The organism is Phycisphaerales bacterium (assembly GCA_029268515.1).
Lineage (GTDB): Bacteria > Planctomycetota > Phycisphaerae > Phycisphaerales > SM1A02 > JAQWNP01.
On sequence record JAQWNP010000006.1, the window covers coordinates 19,037 to 44,988 of the forward strand.

21 protein-coding genes are annotated in these 25,952 nt (G+C 48.1%); 10 read left to right on the plus strand and 11 right to left on the minus strand.

Annotated features, from left to right (window positions below; genetic code table 11):
• Window positions 1–32: 32 nt before the first annotated feature.
• The 3 genes from P8J86_02985 to P8J86_02995 all read right to left on the minus strand — a co-directional run bounded on the left by P8J86_02985 (window position 33) and on the right by P8J86_02995 (window position 2,899).
• Window positions 33–701 carry a biliverdin-producing heme oxygenase gene (locus tag P8J86_02985; protein ID MDG2053650.1) on the minus strand — a complete coding sequence of 223 codons (669 nt, stop codon included), beginning with the start codon at window positions 699–701 and terminating at the stop codon, window positions 33–35.
• A gap of 265 nt (window positions 702–966) precedes the next feature.
• Complete coding sequence (locus P8J86_02990) at window positions 967–1,647, minus strand: hypothetical protein (protein MDG2053651.1); 681 nt, start codon at window positions 1,645–1,647, stop codon at window positions 967–969.
• Between the two features lie 358 nt (window positions 1,648–2,005).
• Complete coding sequence (locus P8J86_02995; GenBank protein MDG2053652.1) at window positions 2,006–2,899, minus strand: homocysteine S-methyltransferase family protein; 894 nt, start codon at window positions 2,897–2,899, stop codon at window positions 2,006–2,008.
• Window positions 2,900–3,043: 144 nt separating this feature from the next.
• On the opposite strand from P8J86_02995, the gene P8J86_03000 reads away from it, so the two are divergent.
• The gene (locus P8J86_03000) at window positions 3,044–4,072 is read left to right on the plus strand and encodes a DUF4396 domain-containing protein (GenBank protein MDG2053653.1); all 1,029 of its coding nucleotides are present in this window, start codon (window positions 3,044–3,046) and stop codon (window positions 4,070–4,072) included.
• 15 nt (window positions 4,073–4,087) lie between these two features.
• On the opposite strand, the gene P8J86_03005 is transcribed toward P8J86_03000, so the two are convergent.
• Window positions 4,088–4,780, minus strand: a complete 693-nt coding sequence (locus tag P8J86_03005) for an ankyrin repeat domain-containing protein (protein MDG2053654.1) — start codon at window positions 4,778–4,780, stop codon at window positions 4,088–4,090.
• A 172-nt stretch (window positions 4,781–4,952) separates the two neighbouring features.
• On the opposite strand from P8J86_03005, the gene P8J86_03010 reads away from it, so the two are divergent.
• On the plus strand, window positions 4,953–6,281 hold the full coding sequence (locus P8J86_03010) for a metallophosphoesterase (protein ID MDG2053655.1): 1,329 nt from the start codon (window positions 4,953–4,955) through the stop codon (window positions 6,279–6,281).
• Between the two features lie 189 nt (window positions 6,282–6,470).
• Here P8J86_03010 and P8J86_03015 read toward each other — a convergent pair whose 3' ends face one another.
• Both P8J86_03015 and P8J86_03020 read right to left on the minus strand, forming a co-directional pair.
• Entirely contained in the window at window positions 6,471–8,051 is a 1,581-nt protein-coding gene (locus P8J86_03015; protein MDG2053656.1) for a carbohydrate-binding protein, read from the minus strand.
• 253 nt (window positions 8,052–8,304) lie between these two features.
• Window positions 8,305–9,225, minus strand: a complete 921-nt coding sequence (locus P8J86_03020) for a zinc ribbon domain-containing protein (protein ID MDG2053657.1) — start codon at window positions 9,223–9,225, stop codon at window positions 8,305–8,307.
• Window positions 9,226–9,286: 61 nt separating this feature from the next.
• On the opposite strand from P8J86_03020, the gene rarD reads away from it, so the two are divergent.
• On the plus strand, window positions 9,287–10,276 hold the full coding sequence (gene rarD / locus P8J86_03025) for an EamA family transporter RarD (protein ID MDG2053658.1): 990 nt from the start codon (window positions 9,287–9,289) through the stop codon (window positions 10,274–10,276).
• Between the two features lie 116 nt (window positions 10,277–10,392).
• Here rarD and P8J86_03030 read toward each other — a convergent pair whose 3' ends face one another.
• A complete protein-coding gene (locus tag P8J86_03030; GenBank protein MDG2053659.1) occupies window positions 10,393–13,641 on the minus strand; it encodes a multidrug efflux RND transporter permease subunit in 3,249 nt (1,082 codons plus the stop codon).
• A complete protein-coding gene (locus P8J86_03035) occupies window positions 13,638–15,044 on the minus strand; it encodes an efflux RND transporter periplasmic adaptor subunit (protein ID MDG2053660.1) in 1,407 nt (468 codons plus the stop codon). Before P8J86_03035 ends, P8J86_03030 begins: the two co-directional genes overlap by 4 nt.
• A gap of 566 nt (window positions 15,045–15,610) precedes the next feature.
• On the opposite strand from P8J86_03035, the gene P8J86_03040 reads away from it, so the two are divergent.
• Genes P8J86_03040 through P8J86_03050 form a run of 3 tightly spaced genes read left to right on the plus strand, consistent with a single transcriptional unit; the run spans window position 15,611 to window position 18,652 of the window.
• Window positions 15,611–16,246, plus strand: coding sequence for a peroxiredoxin (locus P8J86_03040; GenBank protein ID MDG2053661.1), 636 nt, complete (start codon window positions 15,611–15,613; stop codon window positions 16,244–16,246).
• The gene (locus P8J86_03045) at window positions 16,246–17,025 is read left to right on the plus strand and encodes a methyltransferase domain-containing protein (protein MDG2053662.1); all 780 of its coding nucleotides are present in this window, start codon (window positions 16,246–16,248) and stop codon (window positions 17,023–17,025) included. The genes P8J86_03040 and P8J86_03045 overlap by 1 nt, the downstream gene beginning before the upstream one ends.
• Window positions 17,026–17,083: 58 nt before the next feature.
• A complete protein-coding gene (locus P8J86_03050; protein ID MDG2053663.1) occupies window positions 17,084–18,652 on the plus strand; it encodes a sulfatase in 1,569 nt (522 codons plus the stop codon).
• Here P8J86_03050 and P8J86_03055 read toward each other — a convergent pair.
• Together P8J86_03055 and P8J86_03060 are read right to left on the minus strand one after the other, a co-directional pair.
• A complete protein-coding gene (locus tag P8J86_03055) occupies window positions 18,649–19,395 on the minus strand; it encodes a hypothetical protein (GenBank protein MDG2053664.1) in 747 nt (248 codons plus the stop codon). The two genes, P8J86_03050 and P8J86_03055, sit on opposite strands and share 4 nt — an antisense overlap.
• Before the next feature lie 273 nt (window positions 19,396–19,668).
• Window positions 19,669–19,878, minus strand: a complete 210-nt coding sequence (locus P8J86_03060; GenBank protein MDG2053665.1) for a hypothetical protein — start codon at window positions 19,876–19,878, stop codon at window positions 19,669–19,671.
• A gap of 305 nt (window positions 19,879–20,183) precedes the next feature.
• Between P8J86_03060 and P8J86_03065 the strand changes: the two genes are divergently transcribed.
• A complete protein-coding gene (locus P8J86_03065; GenBank protein ID MDG2053666.1) occupies window positions 20,184–21,173 on the plus strand; it encodes a hypothetical protein in 990 nt (329 codons plus the stop codon).
• Between the two features lie 83 nt (window positions 21,174–21,256).
• Window positions 21,257–21,802, plus strand: a complete 546-nt coding sequence (locus P8J86_03070; GenBank protein ID MDG2053667.1) for a carboxymuconolactone decarboxylase family protein — start codon at window positions 21,257–21,259, stop codon at window positions 21,800–21,802.
• 3 nt (window positions 21,803–21,805) lie between these two features.
• Here the strand turns inward: P8J86_03070 and P8J86_03075 are convergent, their stop codons facing one another.
• On the minus strand, window positions 21,806–21,967 hold the full coding sequence (locus P8J86_03075; GenBank protein ID MDG2053668.1) for a hypothetical protein: 162 nt from the start codon (window positions 21,965–21,967) through the stop codon (window positions 21,806–21,808).
• A 167-nt stretch (window positions 21,968–22,134) separates the two neighbouring features.
• On the opposite strand from P8J86_03075, the gene P8J86_03080 reads away from it, so the two are divergent.
• Together P8J86_03080 and P8J86_03085 are read left to right on the plus strand one after the other, a co-directional pair.
• The gene (locus P8J86_03080) at window positions 22,135–24,183 is read left to right on the plus strand and encodes a M14 family metallopeptidase (protein ID MDG2053669.1); all 2,049 of its coding nucleotides are present in this window, start codon (window positions 22,135–22,137) and stop codon (window positions 24,181–24,183) included.
• A complete protein-coding gene (locus P8J86_03085; GenBank protein ID MDG2053670.1) occupies window positions 24,180–25,949 on the plus strand; it encodes a M14 family metallopeptidase in 1,770 nt (589 codons plus the stop codon). Before P8J86_03080 ends, P8J86_03085 begins: the two co-directional genes overlap by 4 nt.
• Window positions 25,950–25,952 lie beyond the last annotated feature (3 nt).

The window sequence follows — 25,952 nt, forward strand, 5'->3', positions numbered from 1 at the left end:
GTATTGATATGACGACCTGATCGGACTTGGAATTATGTGGCAGCGACCTCTTTTTCGACCGGTATCTGATTCGAAATATTAATCACCATTCGAAATGTTTCTTGTGCCGCAGCGACACAATCTTCCTGTTCCTGCTCAGTTAGATCGAGCTCGTTTAGTGCCACTTTGAATGCATTCCAGCACCGCCGCTGATCGGCGCCATGTGGATCGAGATAGCCCATCGCTTGATCAGGTGCAAGACCCATCGTCGCTCGTAGCTTTTTGGCAATAAACTTATTGCCATTGGTAGCGCCTTCTTTGACATAGAGCACACCGATCAGTGAGACAGGATTTTCTTTGCTCGCCTCGTTGATATACCCAACAAATGACTCTGTCGCTGGAAGAGGTGCTGCAAGTTCAGTGCTGGAAAGATCTTCTAAATCCTGATCTATTCTTCGCAAACGGAGATGCGATTCGTCAAAAATATGCGCAACTCGATCATCGCTGGAAGCAGCCTGAATTGCTGGATCGAGTGCGGCATGCACACATCGCATCTGACCGAGAAATGCCGCAAACTCCTTCTTCGTGAGCTCGCCGTTCACCATGCGAACCTGAAAGTCTCCAGATTCAGCTTGATCGTGCAAGCCCTGCGTACCCTCTTTCAACTTAAGATGAAAGCCAGTGGTCTGGGGCATATTGGGGTGCTTACTTGTCTCAGCCATTGCGGCTTGCTCCTGTTAATAGTGTGGTGTCGAGATCAATATTGTATTGTAAATCGCCTCAATCTTCACTACGAAAACCATTGTTATCTGCGACTGGCTTGACCGCATCATTCATCTGATTGCCAGTGATCGCTCCCGGCTGATGAATACTTATTCAGATCGTGAATAGGCAGCTCCCATTGAGAAAAAACAGCCCCGCGAAACTTTTTTGAGCCTCGCGGGGCTGTCGACAATGTGACTATCTCATAGGAGTTTCACACTCAAATCAAGCGCGCCTTCGGCGACGACCAGCTAAACCGGCCAGGCCAAACAAAGCCAGCGCACCTGGAGCTGGAATGGGCGTAAAACGCAGATCCATTGCAAAATCAGTAAGGCTCATATTCACTGTCTCAGACTTAAAATCAAATGACAAAGCAGTCACGTTCCCGTAACCGGAAAGGTCAAAAGTGAAGCTGATGTTATCGATGTACGAAAAGTTGCCGGGAGGTCCCGGGGCTGGCTCTGAATCTTGGTAGTTCAGAAGAGCAAGAGTTGAACCATCGATGAACTCGTTGTAACCGGGGCCACCATCGATTTGGAGCGACAGGGAGACGGTGCTGAAATCGATCTGTGTGCCAGCTGTGGCAACGTTGAAAACAGCCTCTGCAATGTTGCTGCCGGCAGCGACAACCTCAATGTCTAGAGCCCCTCCAGCGCCATAGAGATTGCCAGAACCGGCAATAATCGCGCCAACGCCATGGTTTGTTAGTCCTGCAGGACTGAATGAACCCTGTGATGGATAATTGACACCACCGGGGCCAGCCTGAGTGAACGTATCCCAACTGTAATACGCAGTGTTGGCGTCCCCCCGCCATGTTGGAACTGCTTCAACAAAAAAATCAGCCAGGCCCGAAGCTGTCACACTTCCGATTGTGGCAGCTGCAATAAATAGTATTTTCCGATGCACTTCTCTTGCCTCCCTAGAACATATGTATTCGTAACTCCGCTGCAGCGTCTGCAGATCAGAAGTTGTATGAGTAATTCAGAATGGAATCAAGATCAAATGAGACGCATTCTCAATTATTAATGAGAACGAGTCTCAATTAACAATTAAGGGCTGCCGTAATGATATTGATCACCTCTATCTACTCCTACCCATTGTGCCTCAGAATAATGGGCCTGACATAGTCTAAGTCATATATAAATAACAACTTATATATTTCCTGACAGAGCCTATCTGCTGCCAGAAGGGCCAGGATGCCCTACTTTTGGCCCTCCATCGATTTAGAGAAAGAGGAGGCAGGAGGAGATCTGAGGCCAAATGCTTAATCAGTGTTGCGGAAATTGGCCTTCTTGATGGCTTGGATCGTCTCCGGCGTCGTGCCACAACAACCGCCAATCAAGTTGGCACCAGCATCATGCCACTGCCTGGCATAGACAGCAAACTGGGCGGGCTCGACTGCATCAGTAATGACCCAAGAACCATCTGGATTGGCATAACCCACGTTGCCGTACGCAGCAATCGCTACCTCATCAGGCACCAGATGGCGGAGGTGTGATACCTGGTCGGCCAGAATAGTGGCGGACATACAGTTGATGCCGAGGACCGTCGCTTTGTCTAACTCGGGAATGATCTGTTCAACTGGTGTGCCATCAAGCAGAACACCAGGTGCCCCCTGCGATGTGAAACAAAAACACACACCCCACCGCCCTGGAGCAATGTTTTGTGCTGCCTGCGCCGCTGCCAAAGTCTCATGGGCTGCGCACATTGTTTCAATCCAAATCAAATCCACACCACCATCGACAAGGTACTGAATCATTTGACTGTGTTCTTTGTAGCAAGTCTCCGGATCAGGGGTGAGGTCAGGTCGGTAACAATCTTCCAATGGAGCCACACCACCAAGCACAAGAGCCTGCTTACCAGCTTCAGCGCATGCTGCCTGGGCAATCACAACTGCTTTCTTCGTCAATTCTTCAGCGCGATCACCAAGGCCTGCTTTAGCCAATGATCGCTCATGCGTACGAAACGTGTTGGTGGTTACTGCGTCAGCCCCAGCGTTGAGGTAAGCCAAGTGAACTTCCTTAAGCACTTCTGGCGCCGTATCCATTGCACCGGCCGACCAAAGCGGCAAACCAACATCGACCCCGCGACGATCCAGTTCAGTGCCTGTGGCCCCATCAAGCAATAGCAAATGACTATTTGAAATAGACTTACTCATCCTTAGCCAGAATAACCGACTTAATGAACATGTGATGGCGGCTTGTCTCCGAGCACCTGTTCCTTTGGATTAGCTGTACTGATACCATGAGCCTAGCCCGTGGCACTGCTCTGATTTTGGCCCACCCATGAATGGAGACCTCCAATGCTTGATGGTGTGATGTTGCTGTGGTTTATTCTGACTGCAATCTCCTTTCTATTTGTAGCCATTGATATATGGCGCACACCCGAAGCAAATGTAATGAGGTGGGGATTTATCATTCTGACACTGTTTACGGGCCCACTTGGAGCTTTCTTCTATGTGCTGGGATGCCGAGAGCCGCTCCCTAACACGCATGAACAATATGTGGCAACCAGATGGCGGCAAGTCCTGGGCTCAACAATGCACTGCGCCGCCGGCGATGGCGTCGGCATCTTTGTAGGCGCCGTCATCGCAAGCTTCCTTCATGTGGACCCGGCGATCAATATCACGCTCGAGTACGTTTTCGGGTTTACCTTTGGTTGGTTGTTCTTCCAGGCTTTTGCAATGCGTGATATGGCTGGGGGTAACTATCTAAAGTCGCTCAAGATGACCTTCATACCCGAGTTCTTTTCTATGAACATCTTGATGAGCGGCATGCTCTTGGTTTCAAAGTTCTGGATGCCGCAAGTCGCCGGTTCAGAAATGCCCAGCAGTGTCGCCTTCTGGTTCATTATGTCAATGGCATTAGTAGCAGGGTTTCTCTGTGCCTATCCAATGAACTGGTGGTTGGTCACACGAAATCTCAAGCATGGCATGATGACGGTTCGTAAAGAGAGTGGCACGCCAAGTCATGCTGGCCATGATATGAGTGCAATGTCGAGTAAGTCAGGCCATGACATGAGCTCGATGAAAGATCCAAACGCCATGAAAGGGATGGATCATGGCCAAGGACACGCTCCATCAAGTGGTCATGACATGAGCTCGATGAAAGATCCAAACGCCATGGAAGGGATGGATCATGGCCAAGGACACGCTCAATCAGGTGGTCATGAAGGACACCAAGATCACAGCGGCCATCAAGGACATGGCGGTGGCCACATGAGTGACAGCCAAAAACCCTCACAAGCCAGCATCTACGCTATGGGCGCCTTTTCAATCGTTGTACTGGCCATCACAGTGGCAGTGATCCTAATCCTCGCTCCACACGCGTGATCAGGTGATCAACAATCATCGCCCCCTGCTGGCCTCCTTGAGTTCGTAGTAGGCCTTCGTCTCGAAGATGTTGGGATTCTCTTTGGCGTAATCCAAAGCGCTCTTCCCTTGTTCATCTATGACATATGGATCAGCGTTAGCTTTAAGCAATTCAGACACGACAGCAGGATTACTGTTGTCCATCGCTGCCCACATCAGCGGTGTCACACCACGGTAGCTTTGCGCATTGATATCCGCACCAGCGTCTAACAATAATTTCACTTTTTCAACACTTGGCTCTAGACAAGAAAACATCAATGCACTGACACCTTTATCATTAACTTGATTAACATAAGATCCAAGGCTTAGAAGCTTAGAGATCACTTCTGGATTTTTGTTGTATAAGGCAGCCTGCATGAGAGGCGTGATTCCATCAGCTGTTGATGTATGAGGATCGGCGCCAGCTCTAATGAGAGCTATGACTACTTGATAATTTTCATGTGTTTGAGATGCTAACAACAACGGGGTTCCACCGACTTGATTGACCGCATGAACATCCGCGCCTTCTTTTAGAAGACGTACAATACTCTCGTAGCTTGCAGAGGCATTTGAACACGCATCTATCAACTGGGAATCTAATGTGGATTTATCTGGCTCTTTACACCCCGTCGTGGAAGCCATAAGAAAAAGAACAGCCACCAGAGGTAGACTTCGAACGATGCTCAGCATGACCAGCTCCTTATCAACCCACACGTCCCTGTGATGGGTAACTCAGGTCGGTCAATTGTATAATTGATATTGGGATTCTGGTGCATGAAGAGCCTTTCATAAATATCTGCCATGAACCGTAGGTGTGCTTGCTACTATCCATGCCCCAACTGCACACCAAAGGAGTTACCTGATGCGTTTTTTGCTTGCAAGCCTACTTTGCTGCGTCTTTATAGGCGTTTCTGTGAGCCAGGGGCAAAATGTCCCTGTTCAACGGACTTATGAGGAGATCAAATCCTTTCCAGAAGGTCTGATCGGCCCTTGGCAAGTAGGCAACCAAACCTTTATTGCCACCGACCAGACAAAATTTACTCTCGATCATCCCGCGCTCGTCGGATCTCTCGTTGAAGTCACATTTATAGACAACAATGGCCAGCTGATCGCTGTCGAGATTGAGCCACAGTCAACCAGTACAGCTGATCTTGTTGATGGACCTCACGCACTCTGGCGTGATGATGGATCTGTTGACATTATTCGCTTCCGCGAAGGCCAATTACAAAAACAACGCCTGCCTTACAAGACTGCTGAAGATAACACTGCTGCTGGGAATACTGCTTCAGATATGTACCTGAACTCAAATGCAGTCTCACCGCCAGCTGCTACCTGGGATATGCCATCTCGATTGCTGGTCATTAGCGACATTGAGGGAAACTACCAGGCGCTGTTTACTTTTCTTTTGGGCAATGGCGTGATCAACCAGGATGGCGACTGGACTTGGGGAGACGGGCATCTTCTCTTCAATGGTGACATCGTTGATCGTGGAGATAAAGTCACGGAAACACTTCTACTGATTCGACGCCTCCAACGTGAAGCCGCTGCCGCCGGTGGGCGAGTCCATTACGTTTTAGGAAATCACGAGGCCATGATCATGGCCGGTGATCTTCGCTATGTGCACCCGAAATACCATTTTCTATGCGGCCGCTACGGCCTGACCTATGACCAGCTCTACGGGCCTCAATCAGAAATGGGCCGCTGGCTCCGCTCGCAAAACACGGTGACCCGCATCGGCCCGCTTCTTTTTGTTCATGGAGGCTATTCACCAGCGCTCAATGACCTAACACTGACACCCGATCAGATTAATGATCTCATTCGAAGCCAGCTTGGGCCGCCGAAATGGCCAGATAAAACTGATCTGCCCACCTCACTTGCATGGAATATGCAGGGCCCAATGTGGTACCGCGGCTACTTTGACAAGTATGCAACTGACTTTGGACCAATGCCCACAGATGCACAACTACAGTCAATTCTGCAGCGCCACAATGCGAAGCACATCGTCGTTGGTCACTCTGTCGTCGATGATGTGACTTGGATCGATGACAATCAACGTCTCATTGGTGTCGATGTCGATTGGGCTGATCCAGAAGAGGCCGAAGGATTAATCCTTGAAAACGGAACTCTTTCTCGAATTGACTCCAAAGGTGTACGCCGCCCACTTAGTAGTTTACCGAACACCGCTCCGTAATTTCTTCCACCTGTGTTTATTGACGATGTGCCTCTAAAAGACCATCTTCAGATACACCACCCACCAACTCAATAACATAAGCACTACAAGAAGTAACTGTGGACCAAAAAAGCAGAAGCCCCGTCTAAGCGACGGGGCTTCTTTTTTTCACAGACGAGCTTCCAGATCAGCGTAAGGAGAATACGCCATTCATGGAGAAGCCTGTGAGATATCAACATAATTCAGATTAAACTCACCATCAGTTATATGAAGTGTCAGCGTATGCTCACCAGCTTCAAGCTGAATATCTGGTTTTGTAATGGTGATCCAAGTCTGCCAACTTCCAGTTGACGGAATCGCAATCAGCTCTGTTAAGGCAACTCCATCAAGTGCCCAGTACATCTCTGATCCACTATCATTGCTCGCCACTCGGAAATCGAATGTATAAGAACCTGTGGCTGCTACATCAATGGTGTAATTGAGCCATTCGCCATTGTAAAGCCACCCAATGTTGTAGCCCTGCTCAATATCAGTTGCTATCTCAATATCCACGCCGTCGGTTCTAAACTCGCCGCCTTGGTTGTAGTTATCAAGGTCATAGTAAGCAAAGCCATTACAACCTTCGTCGTAATATTCAGCCTCGATTCGTCCTGGAACTGAGATGGGCCCATCACCATAAGGACTGGTCCCCTGTTCTTCGCACGAAACAACTTCACCATAGGAAATATCAAATGTAAATGATGACGAGTTATCAATTTCGTAATAGTCATATAGAGGCGAATACGTAAATGCTTCAACCTGATCAGTACTTGGATCGAATGTGTAATAGCGAAGAAGTGAATTCGTAGGATTGTCACATTGATAGTCACTGAGAATACTATGAACCGTCGTTCCATAGTCATTGGTTAATGGAAGATACCGCTCTCGAGCACATTCATGACCTGAGACAACAAGAAATACATTGTTGTGATGTGTCAGCACTTCGTTCCAGAGAAGATAGTTTCCAGGAAACTCATGCGTTGAGACAATGACACGCTTGTCTGGATGAGCCGCAATCACTTCGTCTGCCCATACACGCACATCTGCTGGTGGATCCCACTGCAGATGTAAAACAAGATACGCTTCACAGCCCGCTTCAAAAAATTGAAAGCTATTGGTGTTCTTTCCCTCTGGATAACCTCCGCCATACCAACTGTTACCTTCGTAGCGACTTGGAGGAAAGTATTGGTTGTACTTAATGTCACTACGTCCCCACACTGCATCGTCGGCGTCGTGATTTCCGAACGTCAGCCCGTAGGGAATAAGCCCGTCCAGTGTTGACATCGCGGTATTGGCAATATTCCATTGACCATCAATCCATCCAAACTCAACAATGTCGCCGAGGTGAGAAACAAAGGCTACGTTGAGATCATCGATATTGTCAGCAATCCACTGGGTCTGCTGATAGAACATCTCTGGTGTACTGCCGTTGTAATAAGCAGTAAAAAACTGCGTATCTGGAATGACCACATATGTAAATGGAACATTGTCCTGACAGGCGGGAGGACAGTCACCCCACGCGGCCAGCAAAATTGAAAAGTCATCGTAATCAGTCACACCGTCTGAATTGACATCACCATCTGTTGACGGGCCCCATGCCACCAGCATTTTCGAAAAGTCTGCAACACCCACTACGCCATCACCATTGAGATCGCCCTGGCACTGTGCCTTTGAATGCGAGCTTATTCCAAACATTGCAACTGCTGCAGCTATCACTGCACACATATGGAAGTTGGCGATATTGTTTAGCATGCTTTCTTCTCCGTATTCGCCCACATTCATGAGCGGCAAGCTTCTCTCGTCACGGCCCAAGCACGACCATCGCTTTAGACTCAAATGCAACGCGAGTTGAGCGGAGTGTACGCGGGCTAATTCAAAAGTCTCATATGTTTAGCGCTTTTTTTGCTCGTGTAATTATGAACAATGTAAACGCGCGATGACATGATCCAAAGATATGGAAAAATTGGAACCATCTGTACAAACCGGGTGTATAAGGGCGACAGCTTTAGTTCTTCTTGGCGTGATATCGTCGGTGCCAGAGTAGAGCCACTGTGATAACACTCAGAATTAGCACAATAATCAAGGCCAATAAGACCCGCCTATCCGCAGTCACGTTCTGCCCAGAAACACCACCCACATATGGGCGGCTTACAAACAAACCATTGGCAAGCGGCTGGTAAGAATCAGGATAGGCCATCAGTGCTGACTGAAATTCACCTGTGCTCCATTCAGATGTAAGCATTGCTTCGAAAGCCACCACCATCGATTCAGAATCAAACGGAACTTCTATCGCGGGTTGATCTTCAATGAGTTCGACAAGCATTGTGGGTGTGACAACCGCTTCACTATCTACTTGATATTTTTGAGAAGTGAATTCGACAATCTTCCAACTATCTTGTGCTGTCTCTCTGACTAAGTGGACTCTAAAATCCTTATTGTCCCTGGATACCCACACAGATATATCAACTGGCATGGCGATCATATTGGCCATAAAAGCTTCATACGCTTTGTCATTTTCAGACACAGACTCGGAAGATGCGGAGAATCGCATCAGGATTCGACCTTCCGGCCCACCCGTGATCGTACCGTAATATAAGGCACGCCACGATTTTGGTAGGACGTCGTTTATAAGGCCCGCACTAAAAACGTAAACTGCAAATCCAATACTGGCCACTAAGACCAAATCTCCTATGTAGCCCGCTAATGTTCGACCAGAATTATGATGGTTAATGGTGCCCCGCTCGGCATTCTCTGATCCGCACTCAGGGCATCGCTGCAACTCTTCCCCGAAGAGCTTATACCCACATTCTCTACACGCCCGGTCACTGCTGACTTTTGCAGAAGACCACTTGTAGAGAACCCACCAGATACACAACCCTATAAAGGCGATAAATAAGGTGACAATATAAATTGAAAGTGGAATCACCTGCAGATGTGCCTCTCACTTGTGATCAATAGAATCAATGATCGTCTTAACGCGGCCACCCATGTCATGGCTTTATGTCTCAGAATTCTTATCAGGGCCAGACCCTGCTATTCTTTGCGATACTGTGCCCACTCTAACACACAACCAGAATGACAAAAACGCCACCACCGGCGTTGTTTTAGCAATCCTTGCCTATGGCTGGTGGGCTGTTGTCACACCCTTGTTTTTCTGGGTGCTCAAAGATATTAATGCTTTTGAGCTGGTCGCCTGGCGCGTCTTACTTGGCTTACCAATGCTCATTTTGCTTTTACTCTGCATCGGCCGTCTCAATGAGTTCATCGATGCAGTAACCACACCGCGGGTTTTAGGTGTATTGGTTTTGACCGCTGGCTTCATTTCCGTGAATTGGTTCGTGTTTATTTGGGCTGTTGTCACTGACAGGCTCAGCGAGGCAAGCCTCGGCTACTACATCAACCCCATTGTCTCTGTGATACTTGGAATGGTCTTTCTTGGTGAACGCCTTCGAAAATTCCAGTGGGTTGCCGTTGGACTCGCTGTTACAGGCGTTGCTGTTTTAGCAATACGTGTTGGCGGTGTGCCTTGGATCTCACTTGCATTAGCAGGGTCGTTTGGGCTTTATGGACTGACGCGCAAGCAAGTAAAATGTGAAGCTGCTGCCGGACTTACTGTAGAAATGCTTGTGGTTTTTCCATTCATGCTGGTTGGCGTTTTAATTGTGCACTCAAAAGATGGGAGCGCTGTCACCACTGAAAACTGGTGGATGGCTTTACTTATCATATTCAGTGGAATCATCACCATTGTTCCACTAGTTTGCTTCGCTGGAGCAGCTCGCCGTTTGAGACTTTCAACTGTTGGCCTGCTTCAGTACATCGCACCAACTGGTCAGCTTATTCTAGCTGTGCTGGTCTTTAACGAACCATTCGGTGCTGATCGCATTGCCGCTTTTGCATTAATTTGGCTGGCTGTCATCTGCTATTCGACTGATTCACTTCGTGCGCATTCCACAGCACCAGTCATGAGCGATCAATAGCACATCCACGACGATGAAGCATGACCATGGCTTTATTTCAACAGCAACTCATACGCTGATATCAAACAACTCTGTATACACGTTTATAAACCATCATTGGTCGGCTGGCTTCTGAGCTACGAAGGCTTATGACCACCACTTGATGCGTCTGGTTTATTCAAATCGATCTGCTTCTGCAGACTTTCAACAGCAAGTCTATTTGCTTCTACTTGTTCTGCCTGAGCACGGGCCTCACGCTCCATAAGAATAGTTGGCCGAATGCCCATTTTTTCTCGAAGTAGCTCGATGACCACGTATAAAACAGGCACCACGAGCAGACTCAAGATTGTTGAGGCAACCATGCCGCCCAGAACCACCGTGCCAATCGAGTGACGCGAATTCGCTCCAGCACCACTTGCTAGAACAAGAGGCACCACGCCGAAAATAAATGCAAAGGCGGTCATAAGAATTGGCCTCAAACGCATTTTTGCTGCTGTTGCTGCAGCCTCAATGACGCCAGCACCTTGCTCTCTTTGACCTTTCGCGAACTCAACAATCAGAATGGCGTTCTTTGCTGCCAATCCAATGAGCATGAGTAATCCGATCTGACCATAAATATCTAAAGATAGACCAGCAATCTGAAGCCCAAGCGCCGCACCCAGAATTGCTAATGGCACAGCAAGAATAATCATAAACGGCATTGACCAGCTCTCATAAAGGCACGCGAGAACCAGGAATACGCAGATAATGCCAAGTCCAAAGATGATTGGCGCCCACGAACCTGCTTGCTTGGCCTGATAAACCATTGATGTCCATTCCCAACCAAATCCATTTGGAATGAGAACTTCATTAGCCACTTCTTCCATGGCCGTAATGAGGGCTCCGCCTGAATAACCTGGTGCCGGTCCGCCAATGACTTCAGCGGTCCGGTACATGTTGTAATGCGGAATATTGACAGGCCCAGTCGTGAAATCAAGTGTCATCAATTCAGAGAATGGAATTGCCTCACCCTGGCTGTTCTCGACATAGAGTTTCAGAATATCTTCAGGCTCTTCACGAGCAATTCCATCGGCCATCACATTGACCTGATAAACCTGGCCGTATTGGTTGTAATTATTTACATAGTACGAAGCCAAATACACATTCAACGTTGTGAATAGATCACCGATACCCACGCCCAAAATCTGCGCCTGCACACGATCAATATTGAGTTCAATCTGCGGATAGTCGACTTTGAAATCTGTAAACAATGCGCCAATGACCGGATTCTTTAATCCTTCTTCGATGTACTGATTGGTAATTTTCGAAACTTCCTCCGGCGACTGACCGGCGAGCGCTTCGATTTGAATCTGAGCACCACCAGTCGTTCCGAGTCCAGGAATGGCTGGCGCATTGAAGGGAATTACCATTGCTCCTTCAATAGGGGCCAATGACTCTGAAACAACCTTAATGATTCCAGGAATCTGAGACTCTTCAGTTTTACGTTCATCCCAGGGTTTTAGAATGATAAAGAAAACTGAAAAGTTTGAAGAAGCTGTATTCGAGATGAAATTTAAACCCGAAACTGAAACGACATCTGCAACATTTGGGTTTTTCAATATGGCCGCTACGGCTTCAGCCTCAACAGCCTGTGTTCGGCTTAAGGCGCTTCCAGGGGGAAGCTCAGCAACAGCAAAAAACCAGCCCTGATCCTCTGCTGGCACAAAACCTGTTGGCCTGGTTGATATTGCAAACCAAGTCCAAATGAGCAATGCCACGAAGATAATGGCAACGATCCACCATAACTTGGCGGATTTTTCAACGAGGCGATGGTACTTATCTGAAGTCCAATCGAACGATTTATTAAACCAACGAGCAGGTGCGAACTTTCTTTCTTTCTCTTTTCTTGGCCTCAGCATGACACCGCAAAGTGCAGGGCTAAGTGAAAGAGAATTGAATGCCGAAAGACCGACAGCAAAGGCAATTGTCAGTGCAAACTGGTTATAAAGTAGGCCTGTTATGCCAGGCATAAATGCTGTTGGCACAAAGACCGCCATCAAAACCAAAGTGGTCGCCACGATGGGACCAGTTACTTCTTTCATCGCCTGCCGCGTCGCCGCGCGAATATCCTTAATGCCCGATTCTAATTGTCGCTCTACGTTCTCTACGACCACAATGGCGTCATCAACCACAAGCCCAACTGCAAGCACTAAGCCAAGCAACGAAAGAGTGTTGATTGAAAATCCAACCGCAGCCATGACTGCAAATGTGCAGATCAGTGAAACAGGTATGGCGATAATCGGAATAAGCGTTGTTCGCCAGTTCTGCAAAAATACGAAGACGACAATAATGACTAATCCAATTGCCTCAAGAAGGGTGTAAACCAATTCTTCCATTGAGACCTTGACGAAGTCTGTCAAATTGAATGTAACCTGGTATTCCAAGTCAGCTGGAAAAGTTTTACTTAAGGACTCAAGCTCAGCGACTATTCCATTAGCAACATCCAGAGCATTGGATCCAGGCAACTGAAAGATGCCAAGTGTTGCCGCCCCTTTTCCATTGCATCTTGTGTTTGATGTATACGATTGTGCTCCTAGCTCAACACGACCAATATCTTTGACATAAACAACTGATCCATCATCATTTGCTCGAACGACAATGTCATTAAATTGTTCGGTTGTGCGCAATTGGCCAAGTGTATTGAGCTGATATTGAGTTGCAGGCGTTCCAGGCATAGGAGGCTGCCCAATAACACCAGCAGCCACATCTGTATTTTGATAGTTGACTGCGTCAATAACATCATTTGTCGTAATGCCAAGGCCTGCCATCTTCTCAGGGTCAAGCCATACCCGGATGGAGTAGTTAAGGACGCCGAAATTGTCGACTTCTCCGACACCAGGAACACGCGTCAGTGGATCTACGATATTAATCTGCGCATAGTTACCTAGATAAACACCGTCATAGGTGCCGTTCGGCGAGATGAGGTTGATGATCATCGTCAGATCTTGCGAAGCCTTCACAATTGAAATGCCCGCTCGCTGTGTGACTTCAGGCAACTGAGCTTGCGCTGTCTGCACACGATTCTGAATGTCAACGGCACCGATATTGAGGTCGTAGCCAATATCGAATGTAACGGTGATGATAGAGGAGCCATTGGCGGTAGAGCTTGAGGACATATAAATCATGCCCTCCACACCATTGATCTGAGTTTCAAGTGGCTCGGTCAGAAGTCGCTCAGTCACTGCAGCACTTGCACCGGTATAACCTGCAGTGACATTGACTGTGCCAGGTGCAATATTTGGAAACTGGGCGATTGGCAACGCCAAAATAGAAATCGCTCCGGCCAGCAACATAAGAATCGCGATAGCCGTAGCAAAAATCGGTCTATTGATGAAAAAACCAGTCACTGGCTATCAGCCCCTCCACTGACGGACTGAGGGGCTTCATTAGCACCACTACTTGCCTCATCTGTTTTTGGTTTCTCTGACGGCGTATTGGTTTTGGAACTAGATCCCGACTCTTTTGGAGCCGACGATTCTTGCGTCTTCCCCTGCTTGGCTTTCTCTGAAGAAGCATTCGTATCAACACCACTCGATGTAGATGCAGCTTCCATCGCTTTTTTGTTTACTTCCTCTACAAATGCATCTGCATCTTTGAGCTGGACTTTAACCTTCACATTAGCCTTTACCTTGGTTGGATCACCGGCAACGAGCACTTGCTGACCAATCTTCAGGCCTGACTTGATAACACGAAATCCTTTGTAGATAGAACCGGTCATGACAATCTGACGCGCAATCTCATCATCACTGTTGATGATGAATACATATTGATCGCGAGGGCCACTACGAACCGCATCGTCTGGAACAACCATGGTGTTTGGAAGCATGCGGAGCCTAATGCGAAGATTCACATACATACCGGGTAGCACTTGCTTCTTTTTATTTGGAAAAACGGCTCTTGCCAAGAATGTGGATGTCTGTTGATTCACTTCATTGTCGATCAAATCTAGGACACCGTTGTATTCAGTCTTTGAACCATCTGTGCCCGCAACAGTCACCTGAACATCTAAATTACCTGCTTCTCGTGCGATGGAGAAGTCGGTCAAATCATTTCCTGCTGGCTCAAAGATGACACGCATCGGATCCAGCATCACCAACGTTGCCAGTGTTGTGTTCATGTTGGGGCCAACAAGATTCCCAACATTGATCTTCGTATCACCAATACGACCTGCAAAGGGTGCAATCACATCGGTATATGAGAGATTGAGCTCCGCATTGATAAGACTTGCCTGAGCAGACGCAACCCGAGCAAGACCAACTTCATAATTCGCCTGAGCCTGATCCATCTCATATTCAGTCGCCGCACCTTTACTCATTGCACGAGCGGTTTCATCACGAGTGAATCTCTCGAAGGAAAGATTAGCTTTGGCCTCCGCTAAGGAGGCCACCGCTTCAGCGAGTGCAGCCTCATACTCATCCTGCTGGATCAAATACAACCGTTGACCCGCTTCAACATCACTTCCTTCCACAAAACTGCGTTCCTCGAGATACCCCTCCACCCGCGCAACCATGTCAGCTTGAATCACAGCCTGGGTGATTCCTGGGTAGTACTTATAGTCGGGCACATCCTTTGAAATAACCTTAACGGCGACTACCTCAGGAGGTGGCGGTGTTGTTGACGCATCTTTTTTGCTGGCATCAGCCTTTTTGCAACCTACGGTGGCCATACCGAAGCCAGTGATCATGCTCAGTACGACAATAGTAAAGACACTACTTTTTATAGTCTGTATTCGTCCATGAACATGTTGCATCACAAACAGGCCCTTTCACTCTACGGCCGGTCCATACGGATTTTCGCGGCTGCTATTAGCGTAAATCGTACTTGCCCCGCGCTCAGGCAGCAATTGAAGACACATTACCGAGCAGGCAATACCGTCATCTCCGAGGGATACAGGCAAACTCATGGGGCGAGCTGGACACCCCGCCCCCAAAGACGTGCGTCGTAGCAACGACCTCTTTTTTAGCAATGCAACTGTGCCCCAAATACCTATGCTCACGTAGGCACCCCCCACCCGATGAGCCATCACTGCCAATGGAGCCTGATGGAGGCACTTTATGGCTCCTTTTTGGCCTGACCTTCAGCCGCCGACAAGCGTTGGGTATATTTCGCCACTGCCGTTTGGGCAACCGAGTTGTCCTGACGACCTGTGCCACAAGCGACTCCGACGGCTCCGACAATCTGTCCATCGGTGCAGAAATTGGTCACTTTGTGAAGAGCCTGACCTAAGGTACGATAGTCATCCCAGATGACGGATAGAAGCTAGAAGTCTGTCAGAAGATAGTACGGCAACCGACCCTTACTTTCGGAGATCTCAACATGGCGCTTCAACTTGGCGACACGGCACCGGATTTTACACAAGACTCAACAGAAGGCTCAATTAGCTTTCATGACTGGATTGGGGATGGATGGTGCGTACTCTTTTCACATCCAGCAGATTACACCCCTGTGTGCACAACAGAGCTCGGGGCCGCCGCATCACTTAAGGGTGATTTCGAAAAACGGAACGTCAAGATTATTGGCTTGAGTGTCGACCCCCTTTCTGATCACGAAGGATGGTCAAAGGATATTGAAGAAACGCAAGGCACCGCTCTGAACTTCCCATTACTCGCGGATGCTGATCGTCGTGTTTCCAATCTCTATGGGATGATCCACCCAAACGCAGACAACACATTGACTGTTCGTAGTGTCTTTATCATTGATTCAAATAAGAAGATCAGACTCACATTGACCTACCCAGCGAGTACTGGTCGTAATTTCGATGAGATTATGCGGGTCATTGATTCTCTCCAGCTGACTGATAAGCACAAGCTCGCGACACCTGTCAATTGGACGCACGGACAAGACTGCATCATTGTGCCCGCTGTTTCAAACGAAGAAGCTACGAAGCTCTTCCCGGCTGGATTCACTGAAATCAAACCATATCTACGCACAACACCACAACCAACACACTAATGGCACTTCCAGCTGAGCCAGGGTCACAACTTGCCTCGTTATCACCAGCACAGATTCAAGGGGCTGTCTTCTATCGTTATGGCCAAGTAGCCCTCGAGCCCGGCAACAAACATGGATTCCCGGTGGGCCGTGCTTTTGCTGAGGAAGTAAAGTACGACCCGCATGTGCTCGATGCACTACCGCCAGCATGCAGTGCTTCCTTCTCCGGCGCGGGTAATCCGCAGGCTGCGGTCAATCTTGCACCAGATCAGCGATTACTAGACATCGGATGCGGCGCTGGACTTGATCTTTGCCTCTACGCCCAGCGGTTTGGACAACCAGCCCGCCTACAAGGGCTGGATGGGTCTAAAGAGATGGCGCAGCGGGCACGCGAAAATCTCACTGCAGCTGGGTTCCCAGAAGTCGAGATACTCAACCGTCGTGCAGAAGAAACAGAACTTCCTGAAAAAAGCATTGACTTGATTAGTGCCAATGGCATTTTCAACCTTTCTCCTGATGAAGATGCTGTCATGAGCGAAATGGCCCGAATCTTGAAGCCGAGTGGCCAATTGGTTTTTGCCGAAATTGTGTTGACTTCCCCATTAGAAGAACAAGTGCGGCGTAGTGTCGACGACTGGTTTCGCTGCATTGGTGGCGCACTTATGACAGAAGACCTTGAATCGAAACTCAGTCGACATGGGTTCGTTGACATCAGCTTCATAGAGCTCGCTCGAAATGCTCGTACGGGGCACCCGAACTCAAGCTGCGCTGTGGTCAGTGCTCAACGCAGTGCCGAATAATCGCGATGACAAACTGAGGCTCACTCTAGGAATCATATTTTTTCGGAAACAACAATAAATGGCAACAACGAGAGCAAACCTTCAAACACAAATGCTCTACATAATGTTGTTTGTGTCGTGCGCTATCAGCATGATCGACGTTGCTCTATCTGCTGATCAGCAAAACAAAGAACAACCAAATGTTGTCTTTTTTTTAGTTGATGACATGGGATGGCAAGACACATCAGTGCCTTTTCACTCCGAAACAACACCACTTAATAAGAGATATCGCACACCAAACATGGAGCGGCTTGCGAATCAAGGCACTCTTTATACCGATGCATACGCGTCGTGTCCGGTTTGCACACCAACCCGCGTCAGTATTATGACTGGCCAACATCCCGCTCGTCTCGGCATTACCAACTGGACGCTCTATCCCGATCGTGATTCATCTGCCGGGCATGATCGTTTGCGATCACCGACGTGGCACACTGAAGGGCTACAGCCAGATGCTGTTACCCTTGCTGAATTACTTCAGGCTGATGGCTATCGCACGATTCATGCTGGCAAGGCTCACTGGGGGGCGCTCAATACACCTGGTGCTGATCCATTAAATCATGGGTTTGATATCAACATTGGTGGGCATGCTGCTGGTGCGCCAGGAAGTTACTACGGAACAGATAACTTCTCTGATGAAGTACGCCGTGGAAAACCCAAAGGAAAATCACCTTGGCCAGTACCTGGCCTCGAGGCCTATCACGGACAGGACATTTACTTAACAGATGTGCTGACCACTGAAGCAATAAGCGCTATCGATGGTGCAATCACTGAAGAGCAACCGTTCTTCTTACACCTGGCTCACTATGCAGTTCATACGCCAATTATGGCGGATCCTAACTTTACAAATAAGGACACTAATCTTCCGGAACGGGAGATCGCATATGCATCAATGGTTGAAGGGGTCGACGATAGCCTCGGACGCATTATGGATGCTCTGGAAGATCGTGGCATTGCCAACAATACGATTATCATCTTTACCTCTGATAATGGTGGACTGAGTGGCCGCGCTGGCGCGCCGAAGGACCACAATGCACCACTTCGTCATGGAAAGGGATTCGCATATGAAGGTGGTGTTCGAATTCCCCAAATCATCTCAGTGCCTGGCCATGCTCCGAGCCGAACAGATTATGTCACCGTGTCACATGATCTATTCCCAACAGTCTTACAGCTCACCGGCACAAACATACCCATTGCCTCCGCAGATCAGATGGATGGCCACAGTATTGTTGATTCACTTAATGGCAAGAAGGAGTTGGATACATACCGTGTCTTCGGTTGGCATTACCCGCATCAATGGACAACACCTGGACCCGGCCTACAAGCATTTACTTCCATTCGAGTGGGCAACGAAAAACTCATCTACTTCTATGCTGATGACCGTTTCGAGCTTTACGACCTGACCACCGATCTATCCGAGCAAGACGACCTGGCTGCATCCCAACCAGAACGCGTCAATCAGCTTGCACAAGTGATGCAACATTGGATGCGCCAGACTGGCGCTGACACTCCTATCAACAAAACAACCAATGAACCCCTTGCTTTACCTGGCACAACAAAAGTTTCTAGTCAATCCCCTCGTTCTGACTAGTTGGATACAGAAGATGGTTGAGTTGAATCTGCCTCAGGCGAGGGCGGCGTTACGTCTGTTGCTTTGTTTGGATAAGCCATGAATACGTGCATCATAATCCACAAGAACAATAAAATAGATATCAGTGAAATAGCGCCAATAAACTGACTCCAAAATTTCTTTGATCTCAACCACGGTGACAAGCAGCCACATAGAGTAGGAACCAGGAAAAACCCCATAAGATTAACCGCGATGACTGTGACAATTAAACGAGTTGTCGCTGGATGTGCGTTTGGAATAACCACGCCCACAAGAGCACCAATGATTAATGTAAGTGGATACAGCGCCACCATCACAATGAGAGACTGCTTCCAGACAGATGGCTTTTTGCCGTGAACGTCGTCCAAGTTCGGATTCGCGAACCATGACGAAAAACCGGCCAGCTCTAATGGATAGTCCACCGTTAGATCACCGTGGAGTTGAGCTTGTGTCGCTTTAACCAGACTACGGCGCGTATCTGATTCCATCCACTCTATAAGATCTTTAGGTCTGTCAAAGCGATGTACAGCCACGTATGCTTGATAACCATCTGGCGCACCATCGATCTGATCGGTCGATGACAGTTGATATCCTGGAAATGTGCTGGCAGCCTCGATGAATTTTTGCTGTAGCTGCTCTAACTCAGTGCAGCGGTCGCTGCGCACGATCAGATGGACAATAAAATCCACATGTGAACTCGATCCATGTGATTGAATTTCTCCCATAACCTGCAAGTCTCCTCTACTGCTTGCGCGAGATCACCCTACGCTCAATTGGGAACTTTAAGCCAATTTTTGATGCCTAAAACAGGTTCAAGCGGTGTTTTCACCACCTTTAGAATGAATGCCCCAGGCAACAGATATCCTCATTCAAAGCAAGGCAACCACTTCTCATTTGTTGCCATAAATCGATCTTCTCTCTGGGCTCAGCCCAACCTTCTCAGCCCCCCAGCGCGACCTCTTCCGCGCGGGGGGCTTACTACTGAAACATCATGAGCGTTACTCGTTCGTAGCGTCTGCAGGCGGCGTCTTGTCTGCCGACGGTGAATCAGGAATTCTCGAGTCCCAGTTTTCTCGATCTGGGTCCCAAGTACCCCAATTAATAGCCACAACTAATACGCCAACCGCTATGAAAACAAGGACTGCAGACAGAATGATCACATCTACTAATTTGCCTCGCTTGGAAGATTCATTGTCCATGGCTGCCATGCTATCCTCGAATAACACAAAAGGGAGTCCTCTAAGATGAGTCAAAAGCCAAAAGACTGGTGGATCTGGGCGGTAGTCGGTGGCATTGTGGCACTTGTGCTCTTGGCCTTTGTGGCGTATTGGATTGGAAACGCTACGACCTAAGTAAGCTTGGCTCAACTTCGGGGTAGGCACTGCTCACAAATGACAAATCAATTTTCTAATAAGACAGATCCAAACAGCCGTTTCAGGCGTATGTTCCCAAAAGAATTGTCAATCTGATGGTCCTCTACAGCACTTCAATAACAGCGAGATAATCAGTGCGAATGATGCATTTGGTCTCATTGAAAATCTTCTTACTCCTTAGCTTGTGTAGTGTCAGCAATGCGGATTTATCTCTGACCTCCGTACCGAACTCTGCACCCGATGGATTCTCTCAACACTTCTCGAAATATATTGATGTGTTTGGCATTCCTGTTTACGCAACCTCAGCCTGTAGCAACAATCGAGTACGACATTGTGCCAATGTGCTTGCGCAGTATTTAGACAACAATGAAGATGGCCAGATTGACAACCCTGCAGTTCATGCAAAACTCATCAACAATAACGCCAGCATGATTTTGTTTCGAAACGAAAATGAAGAAGAGAACTCAGACTATTGGCAAGATATCGATGATGAGTTCCTCGAATATGCAATGGCCCTTTTTAACTTTGAAATTAATAAGGATTGGCAACAAGACGGTGATCAAGAATTTGATGCCACACTTGAGGAGACACTACACCTGGTGACCTGGGCTGGTTACGCACATGCCTTCCCGAACGTTTTTGGCGAATTTTCCGGAACCCAAATTGCTGATGCGATGGATGCAAACATAGCCAACGGCTACTATCACTACGATGATCCAACGTGTAACTACGCCTGCAATATCACTGAGTACACCTACTGGTCACTGACTTCTATTCTGGGAGCGCAGTCTGCCGCCTGGCGACAGGCACAAATTAACGATGAGTGGGAACTACCCACCCCCCAATTGGTCGAATCTGAAGATTCGATCGCATTTGAATTACTGACCGATCCTCAATGGGCTTTACCAACTGCCCTACCAAACGGAAACTATCGCCCTGGAGAAGATCTAAGTTGCCTGGCAGATCTCAACGAAGACGGCAGCGTTGACCTTGCGGACTTCAACCTATTCTTGATTGACTATGGCTGTAGTGGAAAATCTTGTATTGGTGATCTCAATGATGATGGCTTAACCAACATAAGTGACTTTGCAATTTTGCTAATACAGTGGGGCACGGATGACTGCAGCTAAAATGGCAGGCTTCCTGGCTGGCACTCATTGGCTTTTATGAATGTCGTACACAACCTATTAAACACAAAAGGAATGTACTTTCGATGGAAGCTCTGTTTAAGTTACCTACAGATGATCAATTAAGTGAAATGGCCCTGTCACGCCTGCATGAGCTACCGGCTCTAAACTACTATCGCATGACTGCTATTGTCGACAAGCCGTTTATTCCAATGACGGATCTTATTCGAGCTGTCGTCAGTGACATCAATATGGAGTCCCGCTTTCGCGAAATTGCCACACTTCGATACGCGCATGTTTCCCAGTGTGCCTACATGTGGCACTCACATGCACTCCTCGCCCGTAACAATGGCGTTACAGAAAAAGAAATTGATGCTATTACTGCTGATCCAACTGTCAATGGACTAGACGCCGATGGAAATATAATCTGCCAGGCAGTTGACGAGCTTTATGCTGATCGCATGATCTCAGAAGAAACACGTCGCAAGCTCAAAGCCAAACACACAGACGGATTCCTCGCCGAGTTAGTGATGTGCATCGGCCTCTATGCCATGGTGGCAATGATCATCGGTGGCATGGGTGTGCAAAAAGAAGACGACGAACCACTAGCGAATGCCACAAAACCTGTCTAGATTTTAGCCCGACATCGCCACAAGATCCCCGAGAACATGCCAAATCTGCCAAAGGGCCGTAGCGATACAGGTGAGAGCAGCAATATGTGCAATGGCGAAAATCAAGTCACCAAGCCGATTGCCTGCGCAACAGGGTGATAGCAACTTTCCTTTTGAATCATTCATTAGCTCAGGCTCCCTAAATGGGTTCAGGAATATATCCCACGACCACCGCAGGCACCTCAAGTCATCGTCTTAGCACCATTCGAGGCATGAATCACCCGTGCCAAACCAACTCGTTAACCCGATCAGCACGCTACACTGGGGCCTTCCTCTGTCTGTAAGGAGATCCCATGATCATTGCTTCTATCGCCACCTGGATTCTGTTCATCTCAACATTAAACAGCCAAGACGCACCATACGACGACGCGCCAGTCCAAGAAGAAAGTGCACAAGTCGATGGATCAGCCAATGATGTTGTTCCTGTAGACACATCAGAGCCGGATGCGGAATCGGATTCAGATTCTGAGCCTGAACCCGAGCCCGAACCCGAACCCTCTGGGCCACCCTTGACCTATCAGAACTTTGCTCAACTCAGCAAAGGGATCCAGCAGTTTTCTTCTAACAATGCTGACTCCGTCATGGTTGAATCTTATGGCACGAGTATCCAAGGACGTGAGCTTTGGGCGATACGCACAGCACTGCCCGGCAGTATTGAACCTGGCGATCGTCCTGCAATGCTCATTGTGGCTGGTCTTGATAGTAGGCAAATGGGTAGTACCGAAATTGCATTAGCCATCAATGAGACATTACTCAAAGAGGCTGAAGCTGATCCTGAAGGAGAAGCATCTTCGTTTCTTACCAACCATACGCTTTATGTTTTGCCTCGAGCGAATCCTGATGGAGCAGAAATGTTTTTTGCACCAGTACGTATGGAATACAACGGCAATCTTAGAACGGATGATGCAGATCGAGATGGGTTCATTGATGAAGATCCACCTAATGATCTCAATGGCGATGGCATGATCACCATGATGCGCGTCATGGATCTTAATGATGCTGACATGATGTCTGACGAAAATGAAACACGACTGAGTATGGAAGCAGATTCCGACAAGGAGCAGCGAGCCCAGTTTTCCTTACAAGTCGAAGGCATCGATGATGACGGCGACGGTGAAATCAATGAAGATGGCGTGGGCGGCGTTGATCTCAATCGCAATTTCACCCATGGACATAAAGAACACCAGAAGTCTGCTGGTGCTTATCCATTGTCTGAAGCGGAATCAATGGCCTTAATTAAATATGTGCTGGCACGACAAAATATTGCCATCGTTGTCACTTACGGTGGAGCAGAAAATCTCGCATCATCACCAAAATCGAATGGAACTTATAAAGGCGGCACACCCAAGACTATTCTCGATGGTGATACCGGTATTTATGCTCATATTGGTGAGCGTTATCGCGAACTCACTGGCAATGAACAAGGCAAATCTTCAGACGCAAACGGCGCTTTCTATGCCTGGTCATATGCCGAGTTTGGTGTCCCTTCATTTTCCACCAACGCCTGGTCTGGACCTGATGAGAACGACAAGAAAAAGAAAGATGAAAACGCTGCCAAGAGTGAAGATTCTGAAGAACAAAGTGAACTCACACCATCTGGCATTGGTGACATCAGCTCAGAGACAATAGAAGAACTCCGTGCACACGCTCAGAGCAGAGGCTTCCAAATGGGTGATCAAATGATGGCAAATGTCTCACCTGAGATGATTGAAAGATTTGCTGGTCGAGCAGGCATCACTATCCAACGCGTCAAGACCAAAGGCGGAAAGGCCTCTGATGCAGACGCCGCAAGATGGCTTGCTTACAGTGATGAAGAGAGAGATGGTGAGGGTTTCGTTGAGTGGGAAGCATTTGAGCATCCTGAACTTGGCCCGGTAGAAATTGGTGGCTGGGCTCCATATTTTCGCACCACGCCACCGGCTGCTGAGCTGCGTTTGCTGGCTGATAAACAAGTACCCTTCATTTTGGATTTAGCGAAACGATTTCCAGAGGTGTCTCTGAGTCAGCCAGAAATCAAGCCATTGGCATCTGGACTATGGGAAGTAAAAGTCTCCCTCATTAACGATGGCTACCTTCCTACTGGTACTGCGATGGCTAAGAAAAACCGTCGGGCCAGGCCTTATGTTGTTCGTCTCAGTACACCTATTGACTCAATCATTTCGGGTGCACGTGTTCATAAGATCTGGGCGTTACCTGGATCTGGTGGCCGTTATGAAATGCGATGGATTATTGAAGCTGAAGATGGCTCGGAAATAACAATCACTGTCTTCAGTGAGAAGTTTGGTGAATTTGATCAAGCACATCAGCTTGTTGACAATCAGTCAAAGGAGAGTGACTCGTGAACCTTCGAACGCTCATCGTTTCTACAGTACTCACAGCGCTATCTATCACCTCTTCAAGCTGGGGCCAGTTCCAACACCCCAGTAAGGTGAACATCGCGTTTAATAAATTCTACGACTACGCCGAGATGACCAAGCTCCTTCATGAACTTGTGGATGCTTATCCTGAGTTGCTTTCTATCGAGTCAATTGGGCAGAGCGTTGGTGGTCGTGAGATCTGGTTGGTCAAGCTCAATAACCCAAAAACTGGCTCAGACAAAGAGAAGACGGCCATGTTCATTGACGGCAATATCCATGGCAACGAATTACAATCTGCCGAGGTGGTGCTGTATACGATCTGGTACCTCACTAAGAGCTACGGACAAATAGAAAAGATCACCGAGCTGGTAGATGAACGTAGCTTCTACTTTGTTCCGATGGAAAATCCGGATGGCCGTGATTACTGGTTCCACCAGCCAGCAACCCCACACATGCTACGCGGCGGCATCATGCCGACCGACAATGATCACGATGGGGAATATGACGAAGATGGTCCCGATGATCTCGATGGGGATGGTCATCTCACAACGATGTGGATCAAAGACCCACTCGGGCGGTACGAGCGAGATCCAGAAGATGACCGGTTCTTTAGGCGCGTTGGTCGTGATAAAGAACCTGGTGGATGGACACGACTTGGGCAGGAAGGCATCGACAACGATGGCGATGGCATGGTCAATGAAGATGGCATTGGTGGTTACGATCCAAACCGTAACTGGCCAAGTGATTGGCAACCTGAACATGTCCAACGTGGCGCTGGCGACTACCCAACGAGCCTGCCAGAGACGCGCGCTGTTGTCGATTTCTTATTGGAGCATCCCAATATTGCTGGATATCAGGCGTACCATAATTCTGGTGGCATGATTCTCCGCGGACCGAGCGCTGAATATTTGACCTATCCAAGTGGTGACGTACGTGTGATGGAAGCGCTTCAAGACATTGGAGCTCGACAACTCCCCTACTACGATCCAATGGTGAGTTGGAAAGACTTGTACACCGTCCATGGTGGCGAAGATGGTTGGGCTTATGAAGGCCTGGGAATTGTGGCCTTTACAAACGAACTTTGGACAAACAAGAAGATGTTCCAAGATGGAAACGATCCCTCAGAAGAGGAGGTACGTGAGTTTAGAGATCGAATGCAGTTCGAAGAAGTTTACGTTCCTCTACACGAGGTTGAGCATCCAAAATACGGCACGATTTTAGTAGGTGGCACCAAGAAATGGGCCAGCCGTGTGCCCCCACCATGGCTGCTTGAGGAAGACCTTCACCGCAACTTTGCCTTCACAATGGTTCATGCTGATGAAATGCCAAAAGTTGAGTTCGGCGCGGTGCAAATTCGTGAGCGGCCCAATGGACTCTGGGAACTCACTGTTGAGGTCAAGAATGACAAGATCATTCCAACCATTTTGCAGATCGCACGAAATAAGAAGATTGGCGCACGTGACTCTATCTGCGTGAATTCAACAACTGGAGCTACGGTTGCTGCATCTGGCACCGTAAATTCACTGTTGCCATATACAAAGATGGATGCATCTGAAACACCAAAACCCGAATGCCTCTGGAATGATGCGGGGATTGGCTCCAAAGGATCAGAGTTGTTTCGCTTCCTTATCGAAGGCCAAGGAAGTGTTGATGTGACATACACCAGTGAAAAAGGTGGCACGATTAACAAAACCGTTACCTTAGAATCAGTTGAGCCTGCCCACCCTGATGATGCAAAAGAAAAAGACTAAGAA

Coding starts and splice junctions, on each gene's coding strand:
- P8J86_02985 (MDG2053650.1), bottom strand. CDS start 701: ATGGCTGAGACAAGTAAGCACCCCAATATGCCCCAGACCACTGGCTTT.
- P8J86_02995 (MDG2053652.1), bottom strand. CDS start 2,899: ATGAGTAAGTCTATTTCAAATAGTCATTTGCTATTGCTTGATGGGGCC.
- P8J86_03000 (MDG2053653.1), top strand. CDS start 3,044: ATGCTTGATGGTGTGATGTTGCTGTGGTTTATTCTGACTGCAATCTCC.
- P8J86_03005 (MDG2053654.1), bottom strand. CDS start 4,780: ATGCTGAGCATCGTTCGAAGTCTACCTCTGGTGGCTGTTCTTTTTCTT.
- P8J86_03010 (MDG2053655.1), top strand. CDS start 4,953: ATGCGTTTTTTGCTTGCAAGCCTACTTTGCTGCGTCTTTATAGGCGTT.
- P8J86_03015 (MDG2053656.1), bottom strand. CDS start 8,051: ATGCTAAACAATATCGCCAACTTCCATATGTGTGCAGTGATAGCTGCA.
- rarD (MDG2053658.1), top strand. CDS start 9,287: ATGTCATGGCTTTATGTCTCAGAATTCTTATCAGGGCCAGACCCTGCT.
- P8J86_03035 (MDG2053660.1), bottom strand. CDS start 15,044: ATGCAACATGTTCATGGACGAATACAGACTATAAAAAGTAGTGTCTTT.
- P8J86_03040 (MDG2053661.1), top strand. CDS start 15,611: ATGGCGCTTCAACTTGGCGACACGGCACCGGATTTTACACAAGACTCA.
- P8J86_03045 (MDG2053662.1), top strand. CDS start 16,246: ATGGCACTTCCAGCTGAGCCAGGGTCACAACTTGCCTCGTTATCACCA.
- P8J86_03050 (MDG2053663.1), top strand. CDS start 17,084: ATGGCAACAACGAGAGCAAACCTTCAAACACAAATGCTCTACATAATG.
- P8J86_03055 (MDG2053664.1), bottom strand. CDS start 19,395: ATGGGAGAAATTCAATCACATGGATCGAGTTCACATGTGGATTTTATT.
- P8J86_03060 (MDG2053665.1), bottom strand. CDS start 19,878: ATGGCAGCCATGGACAATGAATCTTCCAAGCGAGGCAAATTAGTAGAT.
- P8J86_03065 (MDG2053666.1), top strand. CDS start 20,184: ATGATGCATTTGGTCTCATTGAAAATCTTCTTACTCCTTAGCTTGTGT.
- P8J86_03070 (MDG2053667.1), top strand. CDS start 21,257: ATGGAAGCTCTGTTTAAGTTACCTACAGATGATCAATTAAGTGAAATG.
- P8J86_03075 (MDG2053668.1), bottom strand. CDS start 21,967: ATGAATGATTCAAAAGGAAAGTTGCTATCACCCTGTTGCGCAGGCAAT.
- P8J86_03080 (MDG2053669.1), top strand. CDS start 22,135: ATGATCATTGCTTCTATCGCCACCTGGATTCTGTTCATCTCAACATTA.